This window comes from Microbacterium sp. Leaf436 (assembly GCF_001424715.1).
In the GTDB taxonomy this organism is placed as follows: Bacteria; Actinomycetota; Actinomycetes; order Actinomycetales; family Microbacteriaceae; genus Microbacterium.
Map to the genome: position 1 here is coordinate 370,322 of NZ_LMRB01000002.1, position 25,671 is coordinate 395,992.

The following is a 25,671-nucleotide window of genomic DNA, read 5'->3' on the forward strand; positions in this document are numbered from 1 at the left end:
CATGCATCGCCTTCTCGTCGCCCTCCTGGCCGCTCTCGACGCCATCCTGGCCGCCGCGGGCGGTATCGCCGTGGTCCTCGCCCCCCTCGCGCTGCTGTGGGTGGTCGGCGTGGGAAGCCCCGACTGGGGAGCCCTGTGGCCCACGACCGCCGCGGTCTGGCACCTCGGCCATCTCGTGCCGATCACGGTGACGCTGCCCGACACCTACCTCGCCGCCACCGGCATCGATCCCTCGTTCGCGAGCTTCACCCTGTCGCTCGCGCCCCTGGCGTTCGCCACGTTCACGGCCCTGTTCGCCGCCCGCTCGGGCGCCCGCGCGGGCGAGGCCGGCGCCGCGCTCAGCGGCTGGCTGTCGGGCTCCGTCGTCTTCGCCGGCATCGCGACCCTCGTCGCCCTGACCGGAAACGCCGCGCTCGTGGCATCCGAGACCTGGCCGGCCATCCTGCTGCCGTCGCTGCTGTTCCTGGTGCCGTCGTTCGTCGGCGCGATCGTCGGAGCGTGGCGGGTCGGCGACGGCGGACCCATCGACGCCCTGCGGGAACGGGTCGAGCGCCTCCCCGGCGCCTGGGCGACGGTGCCCGCGCTTGCGCTGCGCGGTCTCGCGCTCACGACGCTGGGGCTCGTGGGAGTCGGCGGGATCGTCGTGGTGGTGGGACTCATCGCCCGCTCGACGCAGGTGATCGGTATCTACCAGGCCAGCAACGCGGATGCCATCGGCGCCACCGTCATCGCCCTCGGCCAGCTCATGTACCTGCCGACCCTGGTGCTGTGGGCGGTGTCGTTCGTCGCCGGCCCCGGGTTCGCGCTGGGCACCGACACCGCCATCACCCCGGCCGCCACGCAGGTCGGTGCCCTCCCCGGCATCCCCGTGCTCGGCGCGGTGCCGGACTCGACCTCGTCGTGGCTGCTGCTGCTCGTGCTGCTGCCGATCGGCGTCGGAGCCCTCGCCGGCTGGATCCTGCGTTCCCGGATGCCGGTGACCACCGACCCCGAACCGATCGGCCCCCGGCTGACGCTCACGGTCGTCGTCGCCGCGCTCACCGGTGGTGCGGGCGCGCTCGCCGCGCTCGTCTCGGCTGGTTCGCTCGGACCCGGTCGCCTCGCCGACACGGGCCCGCAGCCCGGCCCCCTCGCCCTCGCCCTCGGTCTCGAGGTGCTGCTGGGGCTGGCGATCCTGCTGCTGAGCCCCCGCTTCGGCGCCGCCGCCGACGACCTTCCCCCGCGCGTCCGAGACGAGCGCGACGAGACCCCGGAATTGTCGTTCTCGCCCCGCGCCCACGTTCCCTTCGACCGTGACGAGCACGCGACCGGACCCGCGCCCCTCGTGTCGGCGCCCGGAACCGGCATCGCCTCCGACGTCTGGCCCAGCGCGTACCGCGGCCCCGAGGACGCCGATCACGCACCGTCGACCGCGCTCGACGACGACGAGGTGCGCGCGCGCATCCGCGCCGCCTGGGCGAATCCCGACGACGGCGACAAGGGTCCCGCGGGTCGACGCTGACGGAGCGGCCGACGCGGGTCGCCCCACGTCGCCCATCCCGCGGCTCCACGGGCTCCGACGCACCTGCGTAGACTGAGCGCGTGCTCACGGTCGCCGTCCTCATCTCCGGCACCGGCTCCAACCTCCGCGCCCTGCTCGAGGCGGCTGCCGCCCCCGACTTCCCGGCGCGCGTGGTCGCGGTCGGCGCTGATCGCGAGGCCGACGGCTTCGCGCACGCCGAGCACTTCGGCATCCCCACCTTCCTGGTGCCATACAGCGCCTTCGCCTCCCGCGAGCAGTGGGGCGCCGAGCTCGGAGCCCAGCTCGCTGTCTGGCAGCCCGACCTCGTCGTGCTGAGCGGCATGATGCGGCTCCTGCCGGCCGACCTCGTCGCCGAGTGGGAACCCCGCATCATCAACACGCACCCCGCGTACCTGCCCGAGTTCCCCGGCGCGCACGGTGTGCGCGACGCGCTGGCCGCCGGCGTGACGCAGACCGGAGCCAGTGTCATCGTCGTCGACTCCGGCGTCGACACGGGGCCGATCCTCGCCCAGGAGCGCATCCCCGTGCTGGCCGGCGACGACGAAGACGCCCTGCACGAACGCATCAAGCCCGTCGAACGACGTCTGCTCATCGACGTCGTCCGTCGCATCGCCGAGGGCGACCTCGACCTCGCCGCCCCGGCATCCCGAACCGCCTGACCCGCCCGCCGGGCCCCGGCCCGTCGTGCACCCGAATCCGACTCGAGACACAGGAGCCGAAAGCCATGGCCGGACCCCGCCACGACCCCGCCGACTACCGTCCCCGCGACGTCGTCCCCATCCGCCGGGCGCTGGTCTCGGTGAGCGACAAGACCCACCTGCTGGTGCTGGCCGAAGCCCTCGCCGCCGCCGGCGTCGAGATCGTCTCGACCGGGTCGACCGCCTCGACCATCCGCGACGCCGGCTACGACGTCGTCGACGTCGCCGCCGTCACCGGCTTCCCCGAGTCGCTCGACGGTCGCGTGAAAACGCTGCACCCCAAGGTGCACGCCGGACTGCTCGCCGACCTGCGTCTGGCCTCGCACGAGGCGCAGTTGGAGGAGCTCGACATCCGCCCGTTCGAGCTGGTCGTGGTCAACCTGTACCCGTTCGTCGAGACCGTGGCATCCGGTGCCGAGGGTGACGACGTCGTGGAGCAGATCGACATCGGCGGTCCCGCCATGGTGCGCGCCGCGGCCAAGAACCACGCCAACGTCGCCATCGTCGTCTCGCCCGAGTCGTACCCCGCGATCATCGACGCCCTGCAGTCCCAGGGCGGCACCAACCTCGTGCAGCGCCGCGAGCTCGCCGCCCGCGCGTTCTCGCACACCGCCGCGTACGACACCGCCGTGTCGACCTGGTTCGCCGAGGGCACCCTCGCCGACGACATCGACCTGCCCGCGCACCTGACCATCCAGGCCGAGCGCCTGTCGACGCTGCGCTACGGCGAGAACTCGCACCAGCGCGCCGCGATCTACTCGCGCGTCGGTGGCCACGGCATCGCCCAGGCCACGCAGCTGCAGGGCAAGGAGATGTCGTACAACAACTACGTCGACGCCGACGCCGCGCTCCGCGCCGCCTTCGACATGGTGAAGCCGGCCGTCGCGATCATCAAGCACGCCAACCCGTGCGGGATCGCCGTCGCCGCGCCCAACGCCCTCGACCCCATCGCCTCGGCACACCTGCGCGCCCACGAGTGCGACCCGGTCTCGGCCTTCGGCGGCGTCATCGCCGCGAACCGCACGGTCACGCTGAAGATGGCCGAGAACCTGCGCGACATCTTCACCGAGGTCATCATCGCCCCCGACTTCGAACCCGAAGCGCTCGAGGTGTTCAAGCTCAAGAAGAACCTGCGCGTGCTGAGCCTGCCCGCAGACTGGCAGCAGGAGCGCATGGACGTGCGGCTCGTGTCGGGCGGCCTGCTGCTGCAGGACGCCGACCGCTTCCCCGACGACATCGAATCGGTCGCGAAGAACTGGGAGCTCGTCTCGGGCGAGCGTCCCGCCGAGGCCGACATGGAGAGCCTGATCTTCGCGTGGAAGTCGTGCCGCGCCGTCAAGTCGAACGCGATCGTGCTCGCCCAGGGATCGGCCACCGTCGGGATCGGCATGGGCCAGGTCAACCGCGTCGACTCGTGCCGTCTCGCCGTCGAGCGCGCCGGCGACCGCGCAGCCGGTTCCATCGCGGCATCCGACGCCTTCTTCCCCTTCGCCGACGGCCCCCAGGTGCTGATCGACGCCGGCATCTCGGCGATCATCCAGCCCGGCGGCTCGGTGCGCGATGCCGAGGTCGTCGACGCCGCCCGCGCGGCCGGCGTGACGATGTTCTTCACGGGGGAGCGTCACTTCTTCCACTGAGCCCTCGCCTCACGGTCGACGCCGTCGCAGCTTCGGTTGCGGCGGCGTTGTGGTGTGTGTGTGTGTGTGTGTGTGTGTGGGTGGCTGGGCGTGGGCGTGGGCGGGGTGGCGTTGGCGGCGTGGCGTCGGCGCGGCGTGGGTGTGGGGCGGGTGTGGGGCGGCGGGTAGGCGCCCCCGATGCATAAACGCTATTCGTGCGCATAAACGCGCTGTCGCCGCGTTTATCCGCAGGAACAGCGTTTATGCGCGGGGTCGGCGTGGTCCGGGATGCGTGCCGCGCGGCGGCGCGGGTGGCGGATGCGTGCCGGGCGCGGCGCGGTCGCGCACTCGGGCCGCGGTGTGAGCGCGGGCTGAGGCATAAACGCTGATTCTGCGCATAAACGCGCTGTCGCCGCGTTTATCCGCAGGAACAGCGTTTACCTGCGCGGCCGGGGTGGCGCGGATGCGCGCGGCAGACACGGGGCGGCGGGCGCGCGTCAGGCGCTCATCGCGATGAGCTTCGCGACGGTGTTGGCGTTGCGTGCGGTGCCGGTGACGCCGAGGCGCTTCTCGAACCAGCCCGCTTGCAGCTTCGACCCGCCGATGCCCTCGGGATAGCGCACGAAGACCTCTCGGCCGTCGAGCACCGCCTCTTCGGGCACGCCGTCCGGCAGCTCGAGCCGGGCGGCGGGTCTCGCGTCGAGGAACACCGTCTGCACCCAGCGGCCCTCCGGGGCATGGGCGTAGGGGTTGCGGGCGCGGCTGGCGGCCAGCTCGGCGTGCGTGCGCACGATGACCGGCAGATCGAATCCGAACGCCCCGCGCACCGCCTCACGCACCACCGAGGCGATGTCGCCGGGGGAGCGTCCGGCGTCGTCGACCACGACGTTCCCCGCGACCTGCAGCGTCTCGACCCCACCGAGACCCGCGGATGCCAACACCTCGCGCAGCGCGGCCATCTTCAGCGCCGTGGGACCGCCGACACCGCGGATGAGGGCGACGCTGCGGGACATGCAGCGACCCTAGCGCGACGCGCGTGAGCTCATCAGTGCGCGTGGAGCCCGGTGCACGCGAAGCCCGGCGCACGCGAGGCCCAGTGCACGCGAAGCCCCACCCGCGCGGGTCGGTGTCAGGCCGAGTCGCGCCCGAGCGTCTCGAGCAGCCGCAGCCAGACCTCGCTGACCGTCGGGTACGACGGCACCGCGTGCCAGAGGCGCTTCACGGGCACTTCGCCGACGATCGCGATCGTGGCGGAGTGCAGCAGCTCGGCGATGTCGGGTCCGACGAACGTGGCGCCCACGAGCACTCCCCGGTCGAGGTCGACGATCGCGCGGGCCTGGCCCACGTAGGAGTCGGACTGCTCGCTCGACCCGGCGATGCTCGCGAGGTCGTAGTCGAGCACCTTCACGTTCAGGCCCTTCTGCTCGGCCTTCTTGGCGGTGAGACCGACCGAGGCGACCTCGGGGTCGGTGAAGGTGACCTGGGGGACGGCGTCGTGATCGGCCGTGGCGACGTGGGCACCCCACGGGGCGTCGTCGACCTCGCCGCCCTGCGCACGCGCCGCGATCACGTCGCCCGCCGCCCGCGCCTGGTACTTGCCCTGGTGGGTGAGGAGAGCGCGGTGGTTGACGTCGCCCACGGCGTAGAGCCAATCGAACCCGCGTACGAGCAGGGTGTCGTCGACGTCGAGCCAGGTGTCGGCCTCGAGGCCCACGGCATCCAATCCGAGATCGCCGGTGCGCGGAGTGCGACCGACCGCGACGAGGACCTCGTCGGCCGTGACGGTGGTGCCGTCGGAGAGATCGAGCACCGCGCGTCCTTCGCCGTCGCGGCGGGCTGCCGTGGCATCCGCTCCGTTCTTGACGGTCACGCCGCGGTCGCGGAGCGACGATGCGACCAGCTCTCCGGCGAACGGCTCGTTGCCGCCGAGCAGGCCGGAGCGGGCGATGATCGTGACGTCGGTGCCGAGGCTCTGGAACGCGGTCGCCATCTCGGCGCCGACCACGCCCCCGCCGATGATGGCGAGCGAGCCGGGCACCTGCTGCACGGCGGTGGCTTCGCGGCTGGTCCAGGGCGAGATGTCGGCGAGGCCCGGGATGTCGGGCAGGAGTGCGGCGGTACCGGTGCAGACGGCGACGGCGTGACGCGCGACGAGATCGGTCGTGGAGCCGTCGTCGGCGGTCACGCGAACGGTTTTCTCGCCGGAGAGGCGGCCGTGTCCGCGCACGAGGTCGATCCCCGCGCCCTGCAACCATTCGACCTGGCCGGAGTCGTCGTATCCGCTGGTCATGGTGTCGCGGCGGCGCAGCACGGCGGCGACGTCGAGGTCGCCGGTGACGGCCTGCCGGGCTCCGTCGACGTCGCGGGCCGCGCGCAGGGCAGCGGCGCTGCGCAGCAGGGCCTTCGAGGGCATGCACGCCCAGTACGAGCACTCGCCGCCGACGAGTTCGGACTCGACGATCGCGGCGGTGAGACCGGCCTGCACGGCACGGTCGGCCACGTTCTCGCCGACGGGGCCGGCACCGATGACGATGAGGTCGTATTCGCGTTCGCTCATGATCCTCACGCTATCGACGGCCACCGACATCACGCAGGGGTTGCGCGCGGAGCGGCAGGCCCCCGGTTGCCGTCGACAGGCCGCGCGCAGCGCCTCGCCAGCTCGGGCGTTCGTGCTCGTGCGGGCGCGGGGCCGGGGCGGTCGTCCTGCGCGAGACGGCGTCTCGCGACGGGGGCGCGTGGGGGCGGCGGGCGCGCCTCACGGCCGTGTCCGATTTCCGCCAGCCGATGTCGGAGGTCGGTGGCAGGGTGGATGCCATGACCCCCACCGTGGCCGACGCTCCGGGCTTCGCCGAGCGCTATCGCGTCATCCAGTCGCGTGACCGACGCTTCGACGGGCAGTTCGTCACGGCCGTGCGGTCCACCCGCATCTACTGCCGCCCGAGCTGCCCCGCACGCACGCCGAACGAAGAGAACGTCACCTTCTACGCCACGTCGGCCGCAGCCCACGAGGCGGGCTACCGCGCGTGCAAGAGATGTCTGCCCGAGGCCGCTCCCGGCTCGCCCCAGTGGGACGTGCGCGGAGACGTCGTGGCGCGCGCGATGCGTCTCATCGCCGACGGCGTCGTCGATCGCGAGGGTGTCCCCGGTCTGGCCCGGCGCCTCGGCTATTCGTCGCGCCATCTCACGCGTCTGCTCGCCGCGGAGCTCGGCGCCGGGCCCCTGGCCCTCGCCCGCGCGCACCGCGCACATACGGCTCGCACTCTGCTCGTGGGCACCGACCTGTCGTCGGCCGATGTCGCGTTCTCGGCGGGGTTCACGAGCATCCGGCAGTTCACCGAGACGATCGGCGAGGTGTTCGGCATGCCTCCGCGCGACCTGCGCGCTCGACGCTCGCACGCCTCCGGCATCGAGGCGTCGGCGGGTGAGATCGACCTCGCGTTGCCCGTGCGAGGACCGATCGACACGACCGGTCTCTTCGGGTGGATGAGGGCGCACGCCATCCCCGGTGTCGAGCAGGGCGACGACCGTTCGTTCGCGCGGGTCGTGCGGCTGCCCGGCGGTCCGGCCTGGTTCGAGGTGCGCCTCGCCGAAGACGGGCGGCTGCGTCTGCGAGCGCGGCTGTCGGCCCTGGCCGACCTCGGCACCCTCATCTCGCGCATTCGGCGATTGTTCGACCTCGACGCCGATCCGCTCGCGATCGATGAGGCCCTGGCCCGGCATCCCGAGCTCGCCCCCGCCGTGGCCGCCATCCCCGGTGTCCGGGTGCCCGGGGCCGTCGACGCCGACGAGATGCTGCTGCGCGCCATGATCGGGCAGCAGATCAGCGTCGCCGCCGCCCGCACGATGCAGGGCCGTCTGTCAGCCGAACTCGGCGAGCGGGTCGCCGTCGGCCCCGAGGCGATGACCCTCTTCCCGACGCCGGCGGCGATCGCGGAACGGGGTCTCGAGGTGCTGCGCGGACCCGCTGCCCGCATGCGCGCCATCGTCGAGGCTGCCGCGGCACTCAGCGACGGCACCCTCGAACTCGGTGCCGGCGATGACGCCACGGAGCAGCGCGCCAGGCTCCTCGCCCGGCGCGGGATCGGGCCGTGGACCGCCGACTACGTGCGCATGCGCGTGCTCGGCGACCCCGACGTGCTGCTCCCCGGCGACGTGGCCGCCCGGGCCGGCGCGGCGGCGCTGGGGCTGCCGTCCGACCCCGCGGGCTTCACCGCGTGGTCGGAGCGCCTGGCGCCCTGGCGCAGCTACGCGATGGCGCATTACTGGTACGCCGCCCCGGTGACCCAGGCATGGCGCTCCCCGGCCGAGACGGCCGCGGCGGCCGCCGTGACGCGCCCGCGCCGGCGGACGACGAGCACCCGCGCCGACGTCGGGGTTGTCGATGTGGTCCTTCCTTCTTCCCCTCCCGCGCCTGAAAGCGAGCGATCCGAATGAGCACCGCCACCCTCCAGTTCCTGGACACCCCCGACGGGTCGTTCGCGATCCTCGCCGACGACGCCGATCGGGTGATCGTCTCGGGCTGGACCGCCGACACCGACGCCGTGCTCGCGCGGCTCCGCCCCGAACGTCGGCCGGCCGACATCGTCGCCGGCGAGACCGCGGCGGCCGAGGCGGTGCGCGCGTACTACGACGGAGACATCGCCGCCATCGACTCCGTCGCCGTCGCCCAGTGGGGCACCCCGCTGCAGCGGACCGGGTGGGAGGCCCTTCGGCGCATTCCGGCCGGGACCACGCTCACCTACACCGGCTTCGCCGCCGCCCTGGGGGCGCCGTCGGCGGTGCGCGCCGCGGCATCCATCTGCGCGCGCAACGCCGTCGCGCTCTTCGTGCCCTGTCACCGGGTGCTCCGCGGTGACGGGACGATGGGCGGCTTCGCGTGGGGCACGCCGGTGAAAGAGAGCCTGCTGGCGCGCGAGTCGGCGGCCTGACGATCGAGGCCCGGAAGACACTCTTGCCCCCGAGCTTCGCTCAGGGATACTCTGGAGGGCTGCCGTCCCCCCGCGGTGGCTCACGCCGACCAAGGAGGATGCCATGTACCGAATCGACGCCCCCGTCGCCCCGGTTGCCGCGCCCTTCGTCGTCGCGCGCCCCGGCCGATCCGCCTAGGGCCCCGCGTTCCGCGCTCCGGCGCGTCCGTTCCGCCCCGCGCGACGATCTTCGTCGCGCCGCTTCACGGCTTCCCCCTCCGCGCCCGATCCCGGCGCCCGCTTCGACTCCTCGAGGATCATGACCACCTCCACGCCCCGCCCGCACCTCTCCACGCCGCGCGCCCTCGCGCGCCTTCTCCCCATCGCTCGCCCGGTGCTGCCGCGCCTCATCGCCGGTGCCGGCACCGCGCTCGTCGCGAGCCTGCTGGCCCTGGCGATCCCCCTCGTTCTCGAACAGATCGTCGCCGGTCCCATCGCCTCGCTCGACCCGACCGCGCTCGTGTGGGGATCGCTGGCCGTGCTCGGCCTCGGCCTCGCCGAAGCCGCGATGGTGTGGCTGCGTCGCTGGTTCGTGCTCGGGCCGGCCACCAAGGTCGAGTACGACCTGCGCCAATCGTTCTACTCGCGGCTGCAGCGTCTTCCGGTGGCGTTCCACGACCGGTGGCAGTCGGGTCAGCTGCTCTCGCGCATGATGCAGGACATCAGCATGCTGCGCCGCTGGCTCGCCTTCGGCGTCATCCTGCTCGTGGTCAACATGCTGACCATCGTCATCGGCGCCGTCCTGCTGTTCCGGTGGCACTGGCTGCTCGGCGCGCTGTTCCTCGTCACCTCCGCGCCCGTCATCTACGTCGGTTTCCGGTTCGAGAAGCGGTACGGCGCGCTGACCCGTCAGAGCCAGGATCAGGCCGGCGACCTCGCCACCGCCGTGGAAGAGAGCGTCCACGGCATCCGGGTCCTCAAGGCCTTCGGCCGGGGCCGGCACGCCCTGCAGAAGTTCACCCGCCAGGCCGAGTCGCTGCGCGAGACCGAGATCGACAAGGCACGCGCCGTCGGCTGGATCTGGTTCTTCCTGGTGCTGCTGCCCGACATCGCGTTCGCCGTGTGCCTGGGCGCCGGCATCGTGCTGACGCAGCTCGGGCAGCTGCAGGTCGCCGAGCTCGTCGCGTTCTTCGCGATGGCGACCGTGCTGCGGTGGCCCATGGAGTCCATCGGCTTCCTCTTCTCGTTCCTGCTCGACGCCCGCACGGCGACCGACCGCATCTTCGAGGTGTTCGACGAGCAGAACACCATCGTCGATCCCGAGAACCCGCGCACCCTGACCGCACCCCGCGGTGAACTCACGTTCGAGGACGTGCACTTCCGTTACCAGGATGCGGCGGCCACCGAGCCCGACCTTCTCGACGGCATCGACCTGGTGCTGCGGCCCGGCGAGACCATGGCCCTGGTCGGACTCACCGGTTCGGGCAAGACCACGCTGACCACCCTGCCGGGGCGCCTGTACGACGTCACCGGCGGCCGCGTGCTGATCGACGGCGTCGACGTGCGCGACCTGACGCTCGCCGAGCTGCGCCGTCACGTGGGCATGGCCTTCGAAGACGCGACGCTGTTCTCGCAGACCGTGCGCGACAACATCCTGCTCGGCCGAGAAGACCTCACTCCGGGGTCCGACGAGGCCGAGGAGGTCCTGCGCGAAGCTCTGCAGGTCGCCCAGGCGCACTTCGTCTACGAGCTGCCCGACGGCCTCGACACCGTGATCGGCGAAGAGGGCCTCAGCCTGTCGGGCGGCCAGCGGCAGCGTCTGGCCCTCGCCCGCGCGGTCGCGGCGCGGCCCGCCGTGCTCGTGCTCGACGACCCGCTGTCGGCGCTCGACGTCGACACCGAGGCGCTCGTCGAAGACGCGCTCCGCGAGGTGCTCAGCTCCACGACCGCCCTGGTGGTGGCTCACCGCCCGTCGACCGTGACGCTCGCCGATCGCGTGGCATTGCTCGAAGACGGCCGCGTCACCGCCGTCGGAGTGCACTCCGATCTGCTGCGCGAGAGCGACCACTACCGGTACGTCATCTCGAGCCTCGAAGAGGCCGAACGCGAAGCCCGCACCGGCGCCATTCCCGTCATCACCACCTCCGACGACGATGCCCTCACCGAGAAGGAGGCGACCCGATGAGCACCGCAACCGTCTCCGGCACCAGCGGCGAAGACCGCTCCGACTACACGAGCGCCGAGAGCCGCTCGATCCGGCAGCGCTCGCTCCGCCTGCTGGGCTCTCTCGTGTCGCCCCTGCGCGGTCAGCTGATCCTCGCCGCGGCGGTGCTCGTCGTGTCGACGGCGCTGCGCGTCGCCGGCCCCGCGCTCATCGCCTACGGCATCGACAACGCTCTGCCCGCCGTCATCGAGCAGAGCGATTGGATGCCGACCATCGGCGTCGTCGGGGTGTACCTGCTCGCCGGTATCGGCGGGGCCGTGCTGATCGGGTGGTACGTCGTCGTCGCCGCACGCCTCACCCAGGCGGTGATGCTGGATCTGCGCAAACGCATCTTCCTGCACACGCAGAAGCTGAGCCTCGAGTTCCACGAGTCGTACACGTCGGGCCGCATCATCTCGCGTCAGACGAGCGATCTCGACACGATCCGCGAGCTGCTCGACGGCGGTCTGAACGAGCTGGTGTCGGGGGTGCTGTACGGGTTGTTCACGCTCGCGGCGCTCTTCCTCATCGATTGGCAGTCGGGCTTGATCCTGACCGTCATGGGCATTCCGATGTACCTGCTCATGCGGTGGTTCTACCGGCGGTCGCAGGTGATCTACCGCGAGTCGCGCGTCATCAGCGCCCAGGTCATCGTGAAGTTCGTCGAGACCATGACCGGCATCCGCGCCGTGAAGGCCTTCCGGAAGGAACCCCGCAACGACGAGGACTTCGGCGCCCTGTCCGGCGCGTACCGCGACGTCAACATGCGCTCGATCCGCCTCTTCGGCACCTTCGAGCCCGGCATCATGGCCGTGGCCGCGGTGTCGGTCGCCCTGGTGCTGCTCTGGGGCGGCGGCCGTGTCATCGCGGGTCCGCTCGAGATCGGCGCGCTGACGGCGGCGGTGCTGTACGTGCGCAACTTCTTCTCGCCGCTGCAAGAGGTCGCGTTCTTCTTGAACTCCTACCAGTCGGCCACGGCCGCCCTCGAGAAGGTGTCGGGCGTGCTCGAGGAGGAGCCGACGGTTCCCGACCCCAGCGACCCGGTCGACCTGTGGAACGCCCGGGGGCACGTGCGCTTCGACGAGGTCACCTTCGGCTACGCCGAAGGTCGCGTCATCCTGCCGAACTTCTCGCTCGACATCCCCGCGGGGCAGACGATCGCCCTGGTCGGCACCACGGGCGCCGGCAAGACGACGCTCGCGAAGCTCATCTCGCGTTTCTACGACCCCTCGCAGGGGGCGGTCACCCTCGACGACGTCGACCTGCGTCGGTTGCACCCGAAGGACCTCCGCCGCGCGATCGTCATGGTCACGCAAGAGGCCTACCTGTTCAGCGGGACCGTGGCCGACAACATCGCACTGGGCAAGCCCGACGCCACGATGGACGAGATCCGCGCGGCGGCGCGCGCCGTGGGCGCCGACGGCTTCATCGAGAAGCTGCCCGACGGCTACGAGACCGACGTGAACAAGCGCGGTGGGCGCGTCTCGGCGGGTCAGCGTCAGCTGATCTCGTTCGCGCGCGCGTTCCTCGCCGATCCCGCGGTGCTGATCCTCGACGAGGCGACGGCGTCGCTCGACATTCCGAGCGAACGTCAGATCCAGGACGCGCTGCAGACCCTGCTCGCCGACCGCACCGCGATCATCATCGCCCACCGCCTCTCGACGGTCGCGATCGCCGATCGCGTGCTGGTCATGGAGCACGGCCGCATCATCGAAGACGACGCCCCCGCGGCCCTCATCGCGGGCACGGGCAAGTTCGCGCAGCTGCACGCCGCCTGGCGCCAGTCGCTGGTGTGAGGCAGAGCCTCCGGGGCACGTTGCAATGACGGATGCCACGCCTCCCGCGTCGCGGGGAGCGTGGCATCCGTGGTTCGAGGTGCAGGCGGTGCCGCAGGCGTCAGACGCCGATGCGTGCGATGACCTCGCCGTACTCGGTCTCGCCGACCGCCTCGAAGCCGACGCGCTCGAAGAAGGCCTCGGGGCCGCCGACGCCGGGCTCGTAGATGACGTCGACGTGATCCATCCCGCGGCCGCGTGCCTCTTCGAGGACGGCGGCGATCGCGTAGCTGCCGACGCCGCGGCCCTGCTCATCGGCGTCGACGTTGATGCGCCACAGCACGGAGCGGAAGTGCTCCTCGTGGGCCTCGGGGTCGAAGTTGGCGCTGACGAAGCCGACGACCTCGTCGCCGTCGAGCACCACGCGCTGCCACGACGTCTGGGGATTGCTCACCGTCGCGGCGATGCCGTAGCTGACGGGAGCGAGGAACTGCTCCTGCCCGGGCTTGAGCGACAGGGTGTTCACGGCCACGATCGTGGCGGCGGACAGTTCGACGAGACGCAGGTCAGCCATGCGCCCAGGCTAGCGGCCCGATCCCTCAGCCCCAAGGCCGGGGTGAACCAACGAGCACGCAGGGGGCTTGCGACGTGCGCGCAGCCCCGGATTAGGCTTGTCGAATGCGTGTGGATTACGGACAGTTGGCCCTGTGCTCGCAGACGCTTCGCCGCCAAGGTGAGCAGCACCTCCCCGCGATGTCGCGGTACGTGCAGGACCGCGGCATCCTGACCCCCGCCGATACGGGGATGATCATGATGCCGTTCACGGCGCTCTCGCTCGCGATCGCCGTGGTGGGTGTGCAGATCGCCGATGGACTGGCGCAGGTGATGAACTCCGCGGCTGACAAGGTCGACGGCGCCGCGGCCGCCTATGCGGAGCAGGAGAAGGCTCTGCACGACCGGATGAACCGGATCCTCGCGCCGCTGGGCGGGGGGACGCCGTTCGTCGATCCGCGTTCGAACCCGCCGACCCTCCCGGCCGCGCAGGGCGGGGCGCCGGCGGGGCACGGCGATCCGGAGCCGTGGTTGTTCGAGCAGGCCTACGACGCCGGTCAGTCCCTCGTCAGCGGGGGCCGCGGTATGGTCGACGACATCTCGGGCGCCGTGGACTCCTGGTCGGTCGGGGCCACGGGCGTCGTGGAGCGGCAGGATCCCTCGAGCTTCCTGGTCGCGCCGAACGCGACGAAGAGCGAGGTCGAATCGATGCGCTGGGGCGCGGGTCCGCTCCTCGGAGGCGTCGACTGGGTCTTCGAGAAGATCGCCGGGTTCAGCCTTCTCGAAGACGTCATCATGAAGCCGTTCGCCGGCGACTGGACGGGGATCGAAGAGGTCTCGATCGCCTGGCAGTACCTGGGGGAGGCGAGCCGTGCCGTAGCCGACAACACGGCGGGCCTCGTTCAGCAGGGCGAGTTCTGGGACGGCGAGGCCGGCCTGGCGTTCCGCGGGGGGATGACGGCGATCGGCGGAACGATGTTCGGCGTCGGCGCGGCGTGCGACATCGTCTCGGCGAAGGTCGGCACGTTGGTGCTGGTGTCGAAGTCGGCGGCCGCGGCCATCGGCCTCATCCTCAACCAGATCTCGCAGAAGCTGCTGCGCATGGCGGCCGAGGCGACGGTTCCCGTGGCGGGCTGGATCGTGGCGGCGGCCGAGGGTGCGCACCTGGCGACCAAGATCTTCTCGCTCGTCCGCCTCATCTACACGATCGTCGACACCATCTTCGATGCGATCGAGGGTGCCGTGGAGGCGAAGGCGCAACTGGTCGAGACGGCCCTGTTGGTCGACGACCTGCTGAGATTCCTCGTCGACACCGGAAGGCGGGCGGCAGCATGAACGACGATCTCTTCGACCTCACCCGGCAGCGCATCGCACGCATCGAAGCCCTCGTCGCGGAGGCACGCGCCCTCGACGACGACGAAGAACTCGACGCCGAAGAGGAGTTCGCCCGCCGCGCACGCGCCGGGGAGCTCGGCATCGACTGGCAGGTGCTGCAGGGGCGCATCGACCTGGGCGAGACCAGCCGCACCGCCATCTTCGACGGCACCGACGACAGCGTCGCCGCTCTCAGCGTCCGAGAGGCGGCGAACGAGGGTGTCGGTCTCATCGGCGAGGAGGCGCGGGCGATCGCCGACGCCGAGGGAGAGCCCGACCCCGTCGCCGAGCTCGAGCTCGAGAGGGAGCGCCTCCTCGCCCGCGGGGCGGCGCTCCGTACCCGTCTGTCCGATCTGATCGGCCCGACCGAAGGGATGCCGCGATGAGCGGGATGCGACTCGAGTTCAGTGCCGCGCACGAGGCGGCCGCACGGATCGCGGCGGCGCAGTCGGGCATCGCCGAGCGTCTGAGCGCGCTCGAATCCGCGGCCGCCACGCTGTCGGGCGGGTGGTCGGGTGACGCACAGGCCGCCTACGCGTCGGCTCAGGCCGAGTGGTCCGCCGGAATGGTCCGCATGAACACCCTGCTCGACGGGACGCGACAGGCGCTCGACGACTGGGTGGGCGAGGTGGAGCAGCTCGAGGCCGACCTGGCCACCGGGTGGCCCGGATGAGCGCCGCCGCGCGCGCGGTCCCGCTCTGGCGCGAGTCGCTCGTCGGGGGCCACAAGATCCGCGCCGCGTGCCGTTTCACGGTCCCGCCCTCCGAGGCGACGGCCGGCACCGTCGCGGTGGGCGAGCTTCTCGGCCGGGCGGGTTTCACCCGCGCCGACGCGCCCGACGGCGTCATCGTCTTCCGCCGGGGCAGTGCCGTGGGCGACACGATCCTCAACGGCACGGGACTGTCGCTCCTCACCTCCCGTCTCGGCCCGCTGTCGCTGGAAGCCGTGGTCGTCGTCGAGGCGACGCCGCGCGACGATCTCACCGAGATCGTGGTGTCGATGGTCCTCGGCGACGAGTTGGCTCCGACCGTGGCCGAGGCCGTCGACGCGGTCATCGACGGCCTGGTCGCCCGCGGCGTCGCCGTCGGCGGCGCCGGCTGGGGCAGGGCGGTGGATCTGCCCGCCGAGAGCCTGGGCAATCCCCAGACCGCTCGCGAGCACGGCCTGCGCCGCTGACCGGCGCAGCGCGGGTCGGGGCAGGGCGCGGATGCCGAGAACTATCTCGACATCAAGAGACTTTGCCGCGGTGCGATAGGCTGAAACACAACCCTGGCCGCCTCTACGGAGAGATCTGACGTGCCCGATTCCACCATCATTTACACGTACACCGACGAGGCGCCGGCTCTTGCCACGGCGTCGTTCCTGCCCATCGTGCAGGCCGTCACGAAGCAGGCGGGCGTCGACGTCGAGACCCGCGACATCTCGCTCGCCGGCCGCATCCTCGCCGCCTTCCCGCAGCGCCTGACCCCCGAGCAGCAGGTGGGCGACGCCCTCGCCGAGCTCGGCGGACTCGCCACGCTGCCCGAGGCGAACATCATCAAGCTGCCGAACATCTCGGCATCCATCCCGCAGCTGAAGGCGGCCATCGCCGAGCTGCAGGCGCAGGGATACGACATCCCCGACTACCCCGACGAGGCGTCGAGCGTCGAGGACAAAGACGTGCGCGCCCGCTACGACCGCATCAAGGGTTCCGCCGTGAACCCCGTGCTGCGCGAGGGCAACAGCGACCGCCGTGCCCCGCTCGCCGTGAAGAACTACGCCAAGAAGCACCCGCACCGCAACAAGGCGTTCGGCGCGGGCTCGAAGACGCGCGTCGCCACCCTCGGGCACGACGACTTCCGCTCGAACGAGAAGTCGGTCGTGCTGGCCGACGACGACGTGCTGACGATCCAGCACGTCGCGGCCGACGGCACCACCACGACGCTCAAGGAGGGGCTCAAGGTCCTCCAGGGCGAGATCGTGGACTCCACGTTCCTCTCGGCCGCGGCGCTCGACGCGTTCCTCGCCGACACGTTGGCCGAGGCGAAGGCCGACGACGTGCTCTACTCGGTGCACCTCAAGGCCACGATGATGAAGGTCAGCGACCCGATCATCTTCGGTCACGTCGTGAAGGCCTTCTTCGCCGACGTGTTCGACCGCCACGGCGACGCCCTCGCGGCCGCCGGTCTCACCCCGAACGACGGCCTGGGCTCGATCCTCGCCGGTCTGTCGAACGTCGGCGGCGGCGACGCCATCGCGGCCGAGATCCGCGACGCGCTCGCGAACGGCCCGCGCCTGTCGTACGTCAACAGCGACAAGGGCACCACCAACCTGCACGTGCCCTCCGACGTGATCGTGGATGCCTCGATGCCGGCGCTCGTGCGCAACGGCGGCAAGCTGTGGGGCGTCGACGGGGGAGAAGACGACACCCTCGCCGTCATCCCCGACTCGTCCTACGCCGGTGTGTACCAGGCGACCATCGAGGACGTCATCGCGAACGGCCCGCTGGATCCCGCCACCATCGGCTCGGTGCCCAACGTGGGTCTCATGGCCCAGGCCGCAGAAGAGTACGGCAGCCACGACAAGACGTTCGAGATCGAGGCCCCCGGCCGCGTGCAGGTCGTCGCCTCGAACGGCGACGTGCTGCTCGAGCACGAGGTCGAGACGGGCGACATCTGGCGCGCGACGCAGACCAAAGACGTCGCCGTGCGCGACTGGGTGAAGCTCGCCGTCACCCGTGCCCGCGCCGCGGGCGTTCCGGCCGTGTTCTGGCTCGACGAGAGCCGCGCGCACGACAAGAACCTCATCGCCAAGGTGCACGAGTACCTCGCCGACCACGACACCGAGGGACTCACCATCGAGATCCTCGAGCCGGCCGAGGCCACGCGCTACTCGCTCGAGCGCATCCGCCGCGGCGAGGACACCATCTCGGTGACCGGCAACGTGCTGCGCGACTACCTCACCGACCTGTTCCCGATCCTCGAGGTCGGAACCAGTGCCAAGATGCTCTCGATCGTGCCGCTGCTCGCCGGCGGCGGACTGTTCGAGACGGGCGCCGGCGGTTCGGCCCCGAAGCACGTGCAGCAGCTGCTCGAAGAGGACTACCTGCGCTGGGACTCGCTGGGCGAGTTCTTCGCGCTGGCCGCCTCGCTCGAGCACCTCGCCGACACGACGGGCAACGAGAAGGCCCGCGTGCTCGCGCAGACGCTCGACGCCGCGACCGGCACGTTCCTCGAGAACGACAAGTCGCCCGGCCGCGCGCTCGGCACCATCGACAACCGCGGCAGCCACTTCTACCTCGCCCTGTACTGGGCGCAGGAGCTGGCCCGGCAGTCGACCGACGCCGAACTGGCCGGGGTCTTCGCCCCGGTGGCCGAGAAGCTGGCCGCCGAAGAAGAGACCATCGTCGCGGAGCTCAACGCGGTGCAGGGCCACACGGCCGAGATCGGCGGCTACTACCGCCCCGACACCGCCCTCGTCGAGAAGATCATGCGTCCCTCGGCCACGCTGAACGCGGTGGTCGACGGTCTGCGCTGAGTCGCTGACACGCTGAAGCGAGAGGGGTGGATGCCGCGGGCATCCGCCCCTCTTCCGTTTCCCGGTGCGGGGCCGAGGTCTGACCGGCTGCGTCGCGTGCGCCTCGTGCACGACTCCGGCACATCGGCGTGACCCGCGGGCTGTGTCGCGGTTCGGTGCCGTTCTGCAGGAGTCGTGCGCGGACACGTGCGCTCGCGCCGCGGCGGTGACGCGGGCCTGGGAACGACGAAGGGGCGGATACCATCGGCATCCGCCCCTTCGTCGTTGCGGGCTCAGTAGTGGACCGAGACCTCGGTGCCCTTGTACGCCCAGTCGTAGAGCTCCTTGGCGTTGTTCACCGTGAGGTTGACGCAGCCGTGGCTCATCGGGGTGCCGAAGTTGTTGTGCCAGTACGTGCCGTGGAAGGCCTCGTCGCCGTTGAAGTACGCGACCCAGGGGACGTCCTTCGTGCACCAGTCGTAGCCGGGAGCGCAGCCCATGTCCTGCATGGAGGTCTTCCAGCCGATGCGGTAGGTGCCGGTGTGGGTCTCCCACCCGCTCTTGCCCGACGACATCGACCAGTTGCGGTAGACCTGACCGTTCTCGTACAGGGTGACCGTCTGCGCGCTGAGGTTGACGTCGATGCGACGCTCGGTCTTCGCGGTCTCGAACGGCGTCTCGGAGACGGCGAGGGAGTACTTGGCGTTGCCGTCGGCGAGCTGAGCGGCGAAAGCGGCGGCCACGCCGGCGGTGTCGCCCAGGGCACGACCGGTCTGACCCTCGGTGAGCGTCTTGATGACCTCTCCACCGCTGTCGACGATCACGTCGGCGTTCACGGCTCCGCGGTCGACGGCGCCCGGAAGACCGGCGACGGCCTGCTCGATGGCGGAGGTGTCGGCCGAGATGGCGAAGTCGCCCTTGCCGTCGGGGGTGACGGTGAGCCACGAGGCGGCGGTGGCGCGATCGACGGTGACGGTGCGCTCGTCGCCGACGTAGAAGCCGGCGGTGTCGAGCACGCCGTTGAGCGTGGCGACGGCCGCGTCGGCCTCTTCGGTACTGACGGGGGCTTCGACCGGTACGAGCGCCGCGTCGACCGTGGTCGCGGGGGTGCCGGAGTCGAAGGCCGACTGCAGGGCGGCGGTGACGGCGGCGACGTCGATGCCCTCGCCCGCCTCGGCGGGGGAGGTGACGTACGTCTGCGAGCCGGCGTCGTAGGCGACGGTGGCGTCGACGGGCGCGCGGTAGGTGCCGGGGGCACGGTCGCGCAGGGCCACGGCGGCGGCCGACGGGTCGACGGCGACGGTGACTCCGGTGCCCTGCGGGAACCACGACGAGGGCTTCCACATCGGGTTCTCGGAGAACGCCTTGTCGGCCAGGGCGGCCGCGTCGACCGAGGCGCCCAGATCGGCGCCGGTGACGGTGACTTCTCCGGCGGGGCTCTCGACCGTGATGGCCGTCTGCGCCAGTCGCGTCGAGATGGCCTGCGCGGCGGCGCCGGCGGTCAGACCGCCGATCTGCACGCCGGCGACCGAGGCCCCGGGAGCGATGAGCACGAGCGAGGCCGCGATGAGGGCCACGGCCGTCGCGCCGGCGGGAATGCCGATCCACAGGCCGGAGCGGTTCTTGCGCTTCGTGGGCTCGGGCGGAGCCCAGGCGTAGGTCGCGCCGTCGGTGCCGTTTGCGCCGTCGGTCATGTGTCAAACCCCCCAGTAGTCAGTCTTCCCATGGTAAGTGGGTCTGCTGCGCAATCGCCGGGAGCATTATCACGGTCTGGTCACGCCGCGGAAATGCAGGGGGCGATCACGGCGCGAAGACCTTGCCCGGGTTCAGGATGCCGAGCGGATCGAACACCCGGGCGATGTCGCGCTGCAGCCGCCACTGGTCGTCGCCGAGCTCGTCGGCCAGCCAGCGGCGCTTGAGCACGCCGATGCCGTGCTCGCCGGTGAGCGTTCCGCCCAGGCGCAGGGCAGCGTGGAACAGCTCTTCGGCGGCCTGCCACACGACGGGCGGCACCTCGGGCCCCTCGAAGACGAAGTTGGGGTGGAGGTTGCCGTCGCCCGCGTGCGCGACGGTCGGGATGACCAGGTCGAACCGGCGCTCGATGCGGGCGATCTCGTCGAACATGTCGGGCAGGGCGCTGCGCGGCACCGAGACGTCTTCGATGAGGGCGGTGCCGAGGGTCTCCATCGCGGGGTGCATCGCGCGGCGGACGGCCAGCAGCTCCTCGCCCTCCGCGTCGTCGGCGGCGACGGACACGCGCCCACCCGCGGCCGTCAGCACGTCGGCGATCGCGCGGGCCTCGTCGGCCGCGAGCGGTCCGTCGGTCTGGATCGTCAGCTGTGCCGCGCCCACCGGCGGGGCCGGCAGCGACAGCAGGCGGTGCACGGCGGCGAGGCTCGTGGCATCCATCAGCTCCATGATCGCGGGCTGGAGTGCGGATGCCGTGACCGCGGCGGAGGCGACCGCGGCGGCGCGCACGCCGTCGAAGAGGGCGGTGAGGGTGACGCGCTCGCCCGCGATGAGGCGGCGGAGCTTGAGCGTGGCGCCCACCACGATGCCGAGCGTGCCCTCGGACCCGATCACGAGCGAGGTGAGGTCGAGCCCGGTGACGCCCTTCACGCTGCGGTGCCCCAGGTGCATCAGACGCCCGTCGGCGAGCACGAGGTCGACCCCCAGGACGGCGTCGCGCACGACCCCGTACTTGGCGCACAGCAGGCCGCCCGCGCCCGTGGCGATGTTGCCGCCGACGGTCGAGATCGCCCGACTGGCCGGGTCGGGCGCCCACCACACGCCGTGCGGTTCGAGCAGCGCATTGAGCTCGGCGTTGAGGATGCCGGGTTCGACGACGGCGAGAAGGTCGTCGGGGCGCACCTCGATCAGTCGATCCATGGCACGCAGCGAAAGCGAGATCTCGCCGCCCCCGGTGTTGGCGCCGCCGGCGAGACCCGTGCCGGCGCCCCGCGGGACGACCGGGGTGCCGGTGGCCGAGGCGATGCGCATCACCGCTTGCACGTCGGCGACGGAGGTCGCGCGCACGACGGCGAGGGGGACGCTCTCGGCTGCGTGGCCGGACTTGTCGGCCCGGGCGGCCTCGAGGGCGGCGGGCGAGGTGTCGACGCGCGCGCCGAGCTCGGCACGGAGCTGCGCGACGACGTCGGCGGTCATGCCAGGCGCCGGCGACCGTTCAGCGCGCCCACCACGACGGCGACGATGGCGAAGACGAGGCCGATCGCGGCCTGGCCCATGCTCCACCACGCCACGGTCGCCGCGGCGTAGACGAACAGCTCGACCAGCGCGCGGATGAACGGGTGCACGGCGAGCACGGCGCGCGGCGAGACGAAGAGGGCCCACACGAGCACGGCGAGGGCGGGTGCGCCGATGCCGACGACGATGTTCCACGGGAACGGCCACGCGAGGAAACCCCAGACGGCCAGGGTCACGAAGGCGAACAGCCCGCACAGCACTCCGACGATCTCGAGCGCCGACGGCCGCGGACGCATGCCGGGAGCGAGAGGCGCCTGGGCGCGGACGTTCGATGAGTCGGTCACCCCCTCATTTTACGTGGGCGCCGGGCCGCGGCATCCGGGGTCTCTCGGCATCGAGCGGAGAACGACCCTGTGGAGGACCGGTGGATGCCGGGACACGCGGGGGTGCGGACGCTTTACCCGCTAAAGTGGCACCGTCGCGACTGGCGTTGAGGTGGGCCACCACCGGGGAGCGACCGCTTGGCGGTATTCGACCGTACGCCTGGGTCGATGCGGTATTCACGCGGACTCGACCGAGCCCGCGGCATCCGGAAGCCATCGTCAAGGAGATCGCATGACCGATCAGTACTTCAACGCCCCTCTCTCCGAGGTCGACCCCGAGATCGCCCAGGTGCTCGAGCGTGAGCTCGACCGCCAGCGCAGCTTCCTCGAGATGATCGCCTCCGAGAACTTCGTGCCCGTGTCGGTGCTGCAGTCGCAGGGCTCGGTGCTCACGAACAAGTACGCCGAGGGCTACCCGGGTCGCCGGTACTACGGCGGCTGCGAAGAGGTCGACGTCGCCGAATCGCTCGCCATCGAGCGCGCCAAGGCCCTCTTCGGCTCCGAGTTCGCCAACGTGCAGCCCCACTCCGGCGCCACCGCGAACGCCGCCGTGCTGCACGCGATCGCGCGCCCCGGCGACACGCTGCTCGGCCTCTCGCTCGACCAGGGCGGCCACCTGACCCACGGCATGAAGATCAACTTCTCGGGCCGTCTGTACGACATCGTCGCCTACGGCGTCGACCCCGAGACCTCGCTCATCGACATGGACGAGGTGCGCCGCCTCGCCGTCGAGCACAAGCCCAAGGTCATCATCGCCGGCTGGTCGGCCTACCCCCGTCAGCTCGACTTCGAGGCGTTCCGCGCGATCGCCGACGAGGTGGGCGCGTACCTGTGGGTCGACATGGCGCACTTCGCCGGTCTCGTCGCCGCGGGCGTGCACCCGAACCCCGTGCCGCACGCGCACGTCGTGTCGACCACGGTGCACAAGACGATCGGCGGCCCCCGCTCGGGCCTCATCCTCACCAACGACGCCGATCTCGCCAAGAAGATCAACACCGCGGTCTTCCCCGGCCAGCAGGGTGGTCCGCTCATGCACGTGATCGCCGCCAAGGCGACCGCGTTCAAGCTCGCCATGACGCCCGAGTTCAAGGAGCGCCAGGAGCGCACCCTGCGCGGCGCGTCGATCATCGCCGACCGCCTCACGCAGGACGACGTCGCGAACGCCGGCATCGCCGTGCGCTCGGGCGGCACCGACGTGCACCTCGTGCTCGTCGACCTGCGCGACGCCGAGATCGACGGCAAGCAGGCCGAAGACCTGCTGCACGAGATCCACATCACGGTCAACCGCAACGCGGTTCCGAACGACCCGCGTCCGCCGATGGTGACCTCGGGCCTGCGCATCGGCACCCCCGCGCTCGCAACTCGCGGCTTCGGCGACGCCGAGTTCACCGAGGTGGCCGACATCATCGCCCTGGCCCTGCAGCCCGGCGCCGAGCTCGAGGCCCTGCGCGCGCGTGTGGCCGTGCTGGCCGACGCCTTCCCGCTGTACCCCGACCTGAAGCAGTGAGCCCCGGCCGGGACGGCCGCCGCGTCGCGCGGCGGTTCGTCCCGGCACCCGCCCCGCGACGCACGGCGGCGGGGTCGCGGCATCCGCTGCCGCGTTCCTGCGCCGGGCGTGTCGCGACGTCGCGGGTCCGGCATCCGGATGCCTCGACGACCGAGCCCCACGCATAAACGCCGTCCGTGCGCATAAACGCGCAGAAGGAGTGTTTCTGCGCAGCAATGCCGTTTATGCGTCCTCGAACACCCCCGCACGACGATGACCTACACCAGGAAGAGGGATGCCATGACGGCGACGATTCTCGACGGCAAGGCCGCTTCGGCGGCGATCAAGGACGAACTCGCCGAGCGGGTCGCGGCCCTGCGTGAGCGCGGGGTCGTGCCGGGCATCGCGACGGTGCTCGTCGGCGCCGACCCGGCCTCGCAGCTGTACGTGGGGATGAAGCACCGGCAGTCCGAGGCGATCGGCATGAACTCGATCCAGGTGGAGCTGCCCGCCGAGGCCACGCAGGCCGAGGTCGAGGCCGTCATCGACCAGCTCAACGCCGACCCCGCCTGCCACGGGTACATCGTGCAGCTGCCCCTGCCGAAGCACATCGACACCGACGCGATCCTCGAGCGCATCGACCCGGCCAAGGATGCCGACGGCCTGCACCCCACCAACCTCGGTCGCCTGGTGCTGAACGTCAACGCGCCGATCACCACTCCGCTGCCGTGCACGCCGCGCGGGGTCATCGAGCTGCTGCTGCGAGGCGGCTACGACCTGAAGGGCAAAGAGGTCGTCGTCGTCGGCCGCGGCGTCACCATCGGTCGCTCGATCGGGCTGCTGCTGACCCGCCGCGAGATCAACGCGACCGTCACCCTCACCCACACGGGAACAGCCGACCTGGCGAAGCACCTGCGTCAGGCCGACGTCATCGTCGCCGCCGCCGGCGTGAAGCACATCGTGCGCGCCGAAGACGTCAAGCCGGGCGCCGCGGTGCTCGACGTGGGCGTCACCCGCGAGACCGACCCCGAGACGGGCAAGTCGCGCGTTCACGGTGACGTGCACCCCGACGTGGCCGAGGTCGCCGGGTTCGTCTCGCCGAACCCCGGAGGCGTCGGTCCGATGACCGTGGCGCTGCTCATGACGAACGTCGTCGAGGCCGCGGAGCGTGCCACGGCCCTCTGACGGTGAACCGCTCGGTGCCGCCGGTTGAACACACGGCGCGGCGTGCGCAAGAGGCGGGCGCGAAACCCGGCGACGTGGGATCGTAGAGACATGACTGAGTCTGTGCTGAACGACCTCCTCCGCCGCGTCACCGAGAGCGGTCTGCTCGACGACGCCCAGATCGACGAAGACAGCGTCATCGGCGTGGGGCACCTGGATGCCGCCGGCGTCGAGGTGGAGGTCGACCTCGACCCCGAGCTCGACGACGAGAGCGACTCCGACCTCGACGCGATCATGGTCGCGCTCAAGGACGTGCTGTCGGTGAGCGAGGACCGCTGGCGCGCGATCGTCGAAGAGGTCGCGAGCGACATCGAGGACGCCCTCGACGACGACGAGCTCAGCGCCGACATCGACCTGCGCACCGACCTCGAAGCGATCGGGGTGGGCGTGTTCGCCGACGCCATCATCGTCGTGTTCGCCGGCCAGACGTCGTTCCCCGACGCGCTCGTGCACGTGCAGCTGACCCCCGAGCTCGAGGTCGAAGACATCGAGATCATCGGCGACGACGAAGAAGACGACGAAGAGACCACCGAGGGCTGATCCTCGAGACGAGAAGAGGGACCGAGCCGCGCGGCTCGGTCCCTCTTTCATTCTGCTCGGGCTGCGGTCAGACGATCGCGGCGCGGAGCGCGGCCGCGGCGGCGCCCACGTCGGGGGCGCTGTAGATGGCGCTGCCGGCGACGGCGACCTGCGCGCCCGACTTCTGCACGTCGGCGATGCTCGCGACGGTGACGCCGCCCGCGACCGAGAACGGCACCCCGGCCGCTTCGCCGTCGCGCAGCAGCGTGCCGAAGGTGAAGCCCTCTTCGGCCTGCTCGTCGAGGCCGGCGTGCATCTCGACGAACTCGGCGCCGAGGGCGATGACCTCCCGGGCGCGGGCGGGCTTGTCGGCCACCCCGATCAGGTCGACGACGACGCCCTTGCCGTGCTTCTTGGCCGCGGTGACCGCGCCGACGATCGTGCTGTCGCCGGCCGAGCCGAGCACGGTGACGAGGTCGGCACCGGCGCCGAAGGCGATGTCGGCTTCGAGCTCACCGGCATCCATCGTCTTCAGGTCGGCGAAGACGATCTTGTCGGGGTGCGCCTTCTTGATCGCGGTGATGGCCGAGAGGCCTTCGCTCTTGATGAGCGGCGTGCCCAGCTCGAGGATGTCGACGTGGGGCGCCGCGGCGGCGGCGAGGTCGAGGGCGGCCTCGGTCGTGAGGGTGTCCATGGCGAACTGCAGCTTCATG

The 25,671-nt window shown here is 71.3% G+C and carries 22 protein-coding genes and 1 riboswitch; of the genes, 15 read left to right on the forward strand and 7 right to left on the reverse strand.

Annotation, left to right across the window (positions count from 1 at the left end):
• Position 1: 1 nt before the first annotated feature.
• From ASG45_RS06080 to purH, 3 genes are all read left to right on the forward strand, one after another.
• Positions 2-1,501 carry a cell division protein PerM gene (locus tag ASG45_RS06080; RefSeq protein WP_055834200.1) on the forward strand — a complete coding sequence of 500 codons (1,500 nt, stop codon included), beginning with the start codon at positions 2-4 and terminating at the stop codon, positions 1,499-1,501.
• 80 nt (positions 1,502-1,581) lie between these two features.
• Entirely contained in the window at positions 1,582-2,181 is a 600-nt protein-coding gene (gene purN, locus ASG45_RS06085) for a phosphoribosylglycinamide formyltransferase (protein ID WP_055834203.1), read from the forward strand.
• A 65-nt stretch (positions 2,182-2,246) separates the two neighbouring features.
• The gene (gene purH, locus ASG45_RS06090) at positions 2,247-3,857 is read left to right on the forward strand and encodes a bifunctional phosphoribosylaminoimidazolecarboxamide formyltransferase/IMP cyclohydrolase (protein ID WP_055834207.1); all 1,611 of its coding nucleotides are present in this window, start codon (positions 2,247-2,249) and stop codon (positions 3,855-3,857) included.
• Between the two features lie 476 nt (positions 3,858-4,333).
• On the opposite strand, the gene ASG45_RS06095 is transcribed toward purH, so the two are convergent.
• Positions 4,334-4,849 carry a DUF1697 domain-containing protein gene (locus ASG45_RS06095; RefSeq protein ID WP_055834210.1) on the reverse strand — a complete coding sequence of 172 codons (516 nt, stop codon included), beginning with the start codon at positions 4,847-4,849 and terminating at the stop codon, positions 4,334-4,336.
• Positions 4,850-4,965: 116 nt separating this feature from the next.
• Positions 4,966-6,393: a dihydrolipoyl dehydrogenase family protein gene (locus ASG45_RS06100; RefSeq protein WP_055834214.1), complete on the reverse strand. Its 1,428-nt coding sequence runs from the start codon at positions 6,391-6,393 to the stop codon at positions 4,966-4,968.
• Positions 6,394-6,650: 257 nt separating this feature from the next.
• On the opposite strand from ASG45_RS06100, the gene ASG45_RS06105 reads away from it, so the two are divergent.
• The 4 genes from ASG45_RS06105 (at position 6,651) to ASG45_RS06120 (ending at position 12,742) form a co-directional block, all read left to right on the forward strand.
• Positions 6,651-8,270: an AlkA N-terminal domain-containing protein gene (locus ASG45_RS06105; RefSeq protein ID WP_055834217.1), complete on the forward strand. Its 1,620-nt coding sequence runs from the start codon at positions 6,651-6,653 to the stop codon at positions 8,268-8,270.
• Entirely contained in the window at positions 8,267-8,764 is a 498-nt protein-coding gene (locus ASG45_RS06110; RefSeq protein ID WP_055834220.1) for a methylated-DNA--[protein]-cysteine S-methyltransferase, read from the forward strand. The genes ASG45_RS06105 and ASG45_RS06110 overlap by 4 nt, the downstream gene beginning before the upstream one ends.
• 298 nt (positions 8,765-9,062) lie before the next feature.
• Complete coding sequence (locus ASG45_RS06115) at positions 9,063-10,928, forward strand: ABC transporter ATP-binding protein (RefSeq protein ID WP_055834222.1); 1,866 nt, start codon at positions 9,063-9,065, stop codon at positions 10,926-10,928.
• The gene (locus ASG45_RS06120; RefSeq protein WP_055834224.1) at positions 10,925-12,742 is read left to right on the forward strand and encodes an ABC transporter ATP-binding protein; all 1,818 of its coding nucleotides are present in this window, start codon (positions 10,925-10,927) and stop codon (positions 12,740-12,742) included. Before ASG45_RS06115 ends, ASG45_RS06120 begins: the two co-directional genes overlap by 4 nt.
• Positions 12,743-12,842: 100 nt before the next feature.
• On the opposite strand, the gene ASG45_RS06125 is transcribed toward ASG45_RS06120, so the two are convergent.
• Positions 12,843-13,295 carry a GNAT family N-acetyltransferase gene (locus tag ASG45_RS06125; protein ID WP_055834227.1) on the reverse strand — a complete coding sequence of 151 codons (453 nt, stop codon included), beginning with the start codon at positions 13,293-13,295 and terminating at the stop codon, positions 12,843-12,845.
• A gap of 104 nt (positions 13,296-13,399) precedes the next feature.
• On the opposite strand from ASG45_RS06125, the gene ASG45_RS06130 reads away from it, so the two are divergent.
• From ASG45_RS06130 to ASG45_RS06150, 5 genes are all read left to right on the forward strand, one after another.
• Positions 13,400-14,608: a hypothetical protein gene (locus tag ASG45_RS06130; protein ID WP_156459389.1), complete on the forward strand. Its 1,209-nt coding sequence runs from the start codon at positions 13,400-13,402 to the stop codon at positions 14,606-14,608.
• Entirely contained in the window at positions 14,605-15,033 is a 429-nt protein-coding gene (locus ASG45_RS06135; RefSeq protein ID WP_055834231.1) for a hypothetical protein, read from the forward strand. The genes ASG45_RS06130 and ASG45_RS06135 overlap by 4 nt, the downstream gene beginning before the upstream one ends.
• On the forward strand, positions 15,030-15,320 hold the full coding sequence (locus tag ASG45_RS06140; protein ID WP_055834234.1) for a WXG100 family type VII secretion target: 291 nt from the start codon (positions 15,030-15,032) through the stop codon (positions 15,318-15,320). The genes ASG45_RS06135 and ASG45_RS06140 overlap by 4 nt, the downstream gene beginning before the upstream one ends.
• Positions 15,317-15,823, forward strand: coding sequence for a hypothetical protein (locus ASG45_RS06145; protein WP_055834237.1), 507 nt, complete (start codon positions 15,317-15,319; stop codon positions 15,821-15,823). Before ASG45_RS06140 ends, ASG45_RS06145 begins: the two co-directional genes overlap by 4 nt.
• A 120-nt stretch (positions 15,824-15,943) precedes the next feature.
• Positions 15,944-18,163 carry an NADP-dependent isocitrate dehydrogenase gene (locus ASG45_RS06150; protein ID WP_055834240.1) on the forward strand — a complete coding sequence of 740 codons (2,220 nt, stop codon included), beginning with the start codon at positions 15,944-15,946 and terminating at the stop codon, positions 18,161-18,163.
• A 272-nt stretch (positions 18,164-18,435) separates the two neighbouring features.
• Here ASG45_RS06150 and ASG45_RS16710 read toward each other — a convergent pair whose 3' ends face one another.
• The 3 genes from ASG45_RS16710 to ASG45_RS06165 all read right to left on the reverse strand — a co-directional run bounded on the left by ASG45_RS16710 (position 18,436) and on the right by ASG45_RS06165 (position 21,690).
• Positions 18,436-19,836: a L,D-transpeptidase family protein gene (locus tag ASG45_RS16710; protein ID WP_055834244.1), complete on the reverse strand. Its 1,401-nt coding sequence runs from the start codon at positions 19,834-19,836 to the stop codon at positions 18,436-18,438.
• 106 nt (positions 19,837-19,942) lie between these two features.
• Positions 19,943-21,307, reverse strand: coding sequence for an FAD-binding oxidoreductase (locus ASG45_RS06160; RefSeq protein WP_055834247.1), 1,365 nt, complete (start codon positions 21,305-21,307; stop codon positions 19,943-19,945).
• Positions 21,304-21,690 carry a YrdB family protein gene (locus tag ASG45_RS06165; protein WP_235560528.1) on the reverse strand — a complete coding sequence of 129 codons (387 nt, stop codon included), beginning with the start codon at positions 21,688-21,690 and terminating at the stop codon, positions 21,304-21,306. Before ASG45_RS06165 ends, ASG45_RS06160 begins: the two co-directional genes overlap by 4 nt.
• Positions 21,691-21,816: 126 nt before the next feature.
• A riboswitch (ZMP/ZTP riboswitch) is annotated at positions 21,817-21,902 on the forward strand.
• A gap of 59 nt (positions 21,903-21,961) precedes the next feature.
• Here ASG45_RS06165 and glyA point away from each other — a divergent pair.
• The 3 genes from glyA (at position 21,962) to ASG45_RS06180 (ending at position 24,979) form a co-directional block, all read left to right on the forward strand.
• On the forward strand, positions 21,962-23,236 hold the full coding sequence (glyA, locus tag ASG45_RS06170) for a serine hydroxymethyltransferase (RefSeq protein ID WP_055834250.1): 1,275 nt from the start codon (positions 21,962-21,964) through the stop codon (positions 23,234-23,236).
• Positions 23,237-23,515: 279 nt separating this feature from the next.
• Positions 23,516-24,400, forward strand: coding sequence for a bifunctional methylenetetrahydrofolate dehydrogenase/methenyltetrahydrofolate cyclohydrolase (locus ASG45_RS06175; RefSeq protein ID WP_055834254.1), 885 nt, complete (start codon positions 23,516-23,518; stop codon positions 24,398-24,400).
• 90 nt (positions 24,401-24,490) lie between these two features.
• Positions 24,491-24,979, forward strand: a complete 489-nt coding sequence (locus tag ASG45_RS06180; RefSeq protein ID WP_156458725.1) for a cytochrome C5 — start codon at positions 24,491-24,493, stop codon at positions 24,977-24,979.
• A gap of 67 nt (positions 24,980-25,046) precedes the next feature.
• Here ASG45_RS06180 and hxlA read toward each other — a convergent pair whose 3' ends face one another.
• Positions 25,047-25,670 (reverse strand): 3-hexulose-6-phosphate synthase, encoded by a 624-nt coding sequence (gene hxlA, locus ASG45_RS06185; RefSeq protein ID WP_055834260.1) that lies wholly within the window; start codon positions 25,668-25,670, stop codon positions 25,047-25,049.
• Position 25,671 lies beyond the last annotated feature (1 nt).

What these genes read in the sequence shown, in the direction of transcription:
- hxlA (WP_055834260.1), bottom strand. Translation starts at nt 25,670, where the DNA reads ATGAAGCTGCAGTTCGCCATGGACACCCTCACGACCGAGGCCGCCCTC.
- purH (WP_055834207.1), top strand. Translation starts at nt 2,247, where the DNA reads ATGGCCGGACCCCGCCACGACCCCGCCGACTACCGTCCCCGCGACGTC.
- glyA (WP_055834250.1), top strand. Translation starts at nt 21,962, where the DNA reads ATGACCGATCAGTACTTCAACGCCCCTCTCTCCGAGGTCGACCCCGAG.
- ASG45_RS06180 (WP_156458725.1), top strand. Translation starts at nt 24,491, where the DNA reads ATGACTGAGTCTGTGCTGAACGACCTCCTCCGCCGCGTCACCGAGAGC.
- ASG45_RS06110 (WP_055834220.1), top strand. Translation starts at nt 8,267, where the DNA reads ATGAGCACCGCCACCCTCCAGTTCCTGGACACCCCCGACGGGTCGTTC.
- ASG45_RS06125 (WP_055834227.1), bottom strand. Translation starts at nt 13,295, where the DNA reads ATGGCTGACCTGCGTCTCGTCGAACTGTCCGCCGCCACGATCGTGGCC.
- ASG45_RS06135 (WP_055834231.1), top strand. Translation starts at nt 14,605, where the DNA reads ATGAACGACGATCTCTTCGACCTCACCCGGCAGCGCATCGCACGCATC.
- ASG45_RS06095 (WP_055834210.1), bottom strand. Translation starts at nt 4,849, where the DNA reads ATGTCCCGCAGCGTCGCCCTCATCCGCGGTGTCGGCGGTCCCACGGCG.
- ASG45_RS06140 (WP_055834234.1), top strand. Translation starts at nt 15,030, where the DNA reads ATGAGCGGGATGCGACTCGAGTTCAGTGCCGCGCACGAGGCGGCCGCA.
- ASG45_RS06160 (WP_055834247.1), bottom strand. Translation starts at nt 21,307, where the DNA reads ATGACCGCCGACGTCGTCGCGCAGCTCCGTGCCGAGCTCGGCGCGCGC.
- ASG45_RS06130 (WP_156459389.1), top strand. Translation starts at nt 13,400, where the DNA reads ATGCGTGTGGATTACGGACAGTTGGCCCTGTGCTCGCAGACGCTTCGC.
- ASG45_RS06120 (WP_055834224.1), top strand. Translation starts at nt 10,925, where the DNA reads ATGAGCACCGCAACCGTCTCCGGCACCAGCGGCGAAGACCGCTCCGAC.
- ASG45_RS06105 (WP_055834217.1), top strand. Translation starts at nt 6,651, where the DNA reads ATGACCCCCACCGTGGCCGACGCTCCGGGCTTCGCCGAGCGCTATCGC.
- ASG45_RS06100 (WP_055834214.1), bottom strand. Translation starts at nt 6,393, where the DNA reads ATGAGCGAACGCGAATACGACCTCATCGTCATCGGTGCCGGCCCCGTC.
- ASG45_RS06175 (WP_055834254.1), top strand. Translation starts at nt 23,516, where the DNA reads ATGACGGCGACGATTCTCGACGGCAAGGCCGCTTCGGCGGCGATCAAG.
- ASG45_RS06115 (WP_055834222.1), top strand. Translation starts at nt 9,063, where the DNA reads ATGACCACCTCCACGCCCCGCCCGCACCTCTCCACGCCGCGCGCCCTC.
- ASG45_RS16710 (WP_055834244.1), bottom strand. Translation starts at nt 19,836, where the DNA reads ATGACCGACGGCGCAAACGGCACCGACGGCGCGACCTACGCCTGGGCT.
- ASG45_RS06145 (WP_055834237.1), top strand. Translation starts at nt 15,317, where the DNA reads ATGAGCGCCGCCGCGCGCGCGGTCCCGCTCTGGCGCGAGTCGCTCGTC.
- ASG45_RS06080 (WP_055834200.1), top strand. Translation starts at nt 2, where the DNA reads ATGCATCGCCTTCTCGTCGCCCTCCTGGCCGCTCTCGACGCCATCCTG.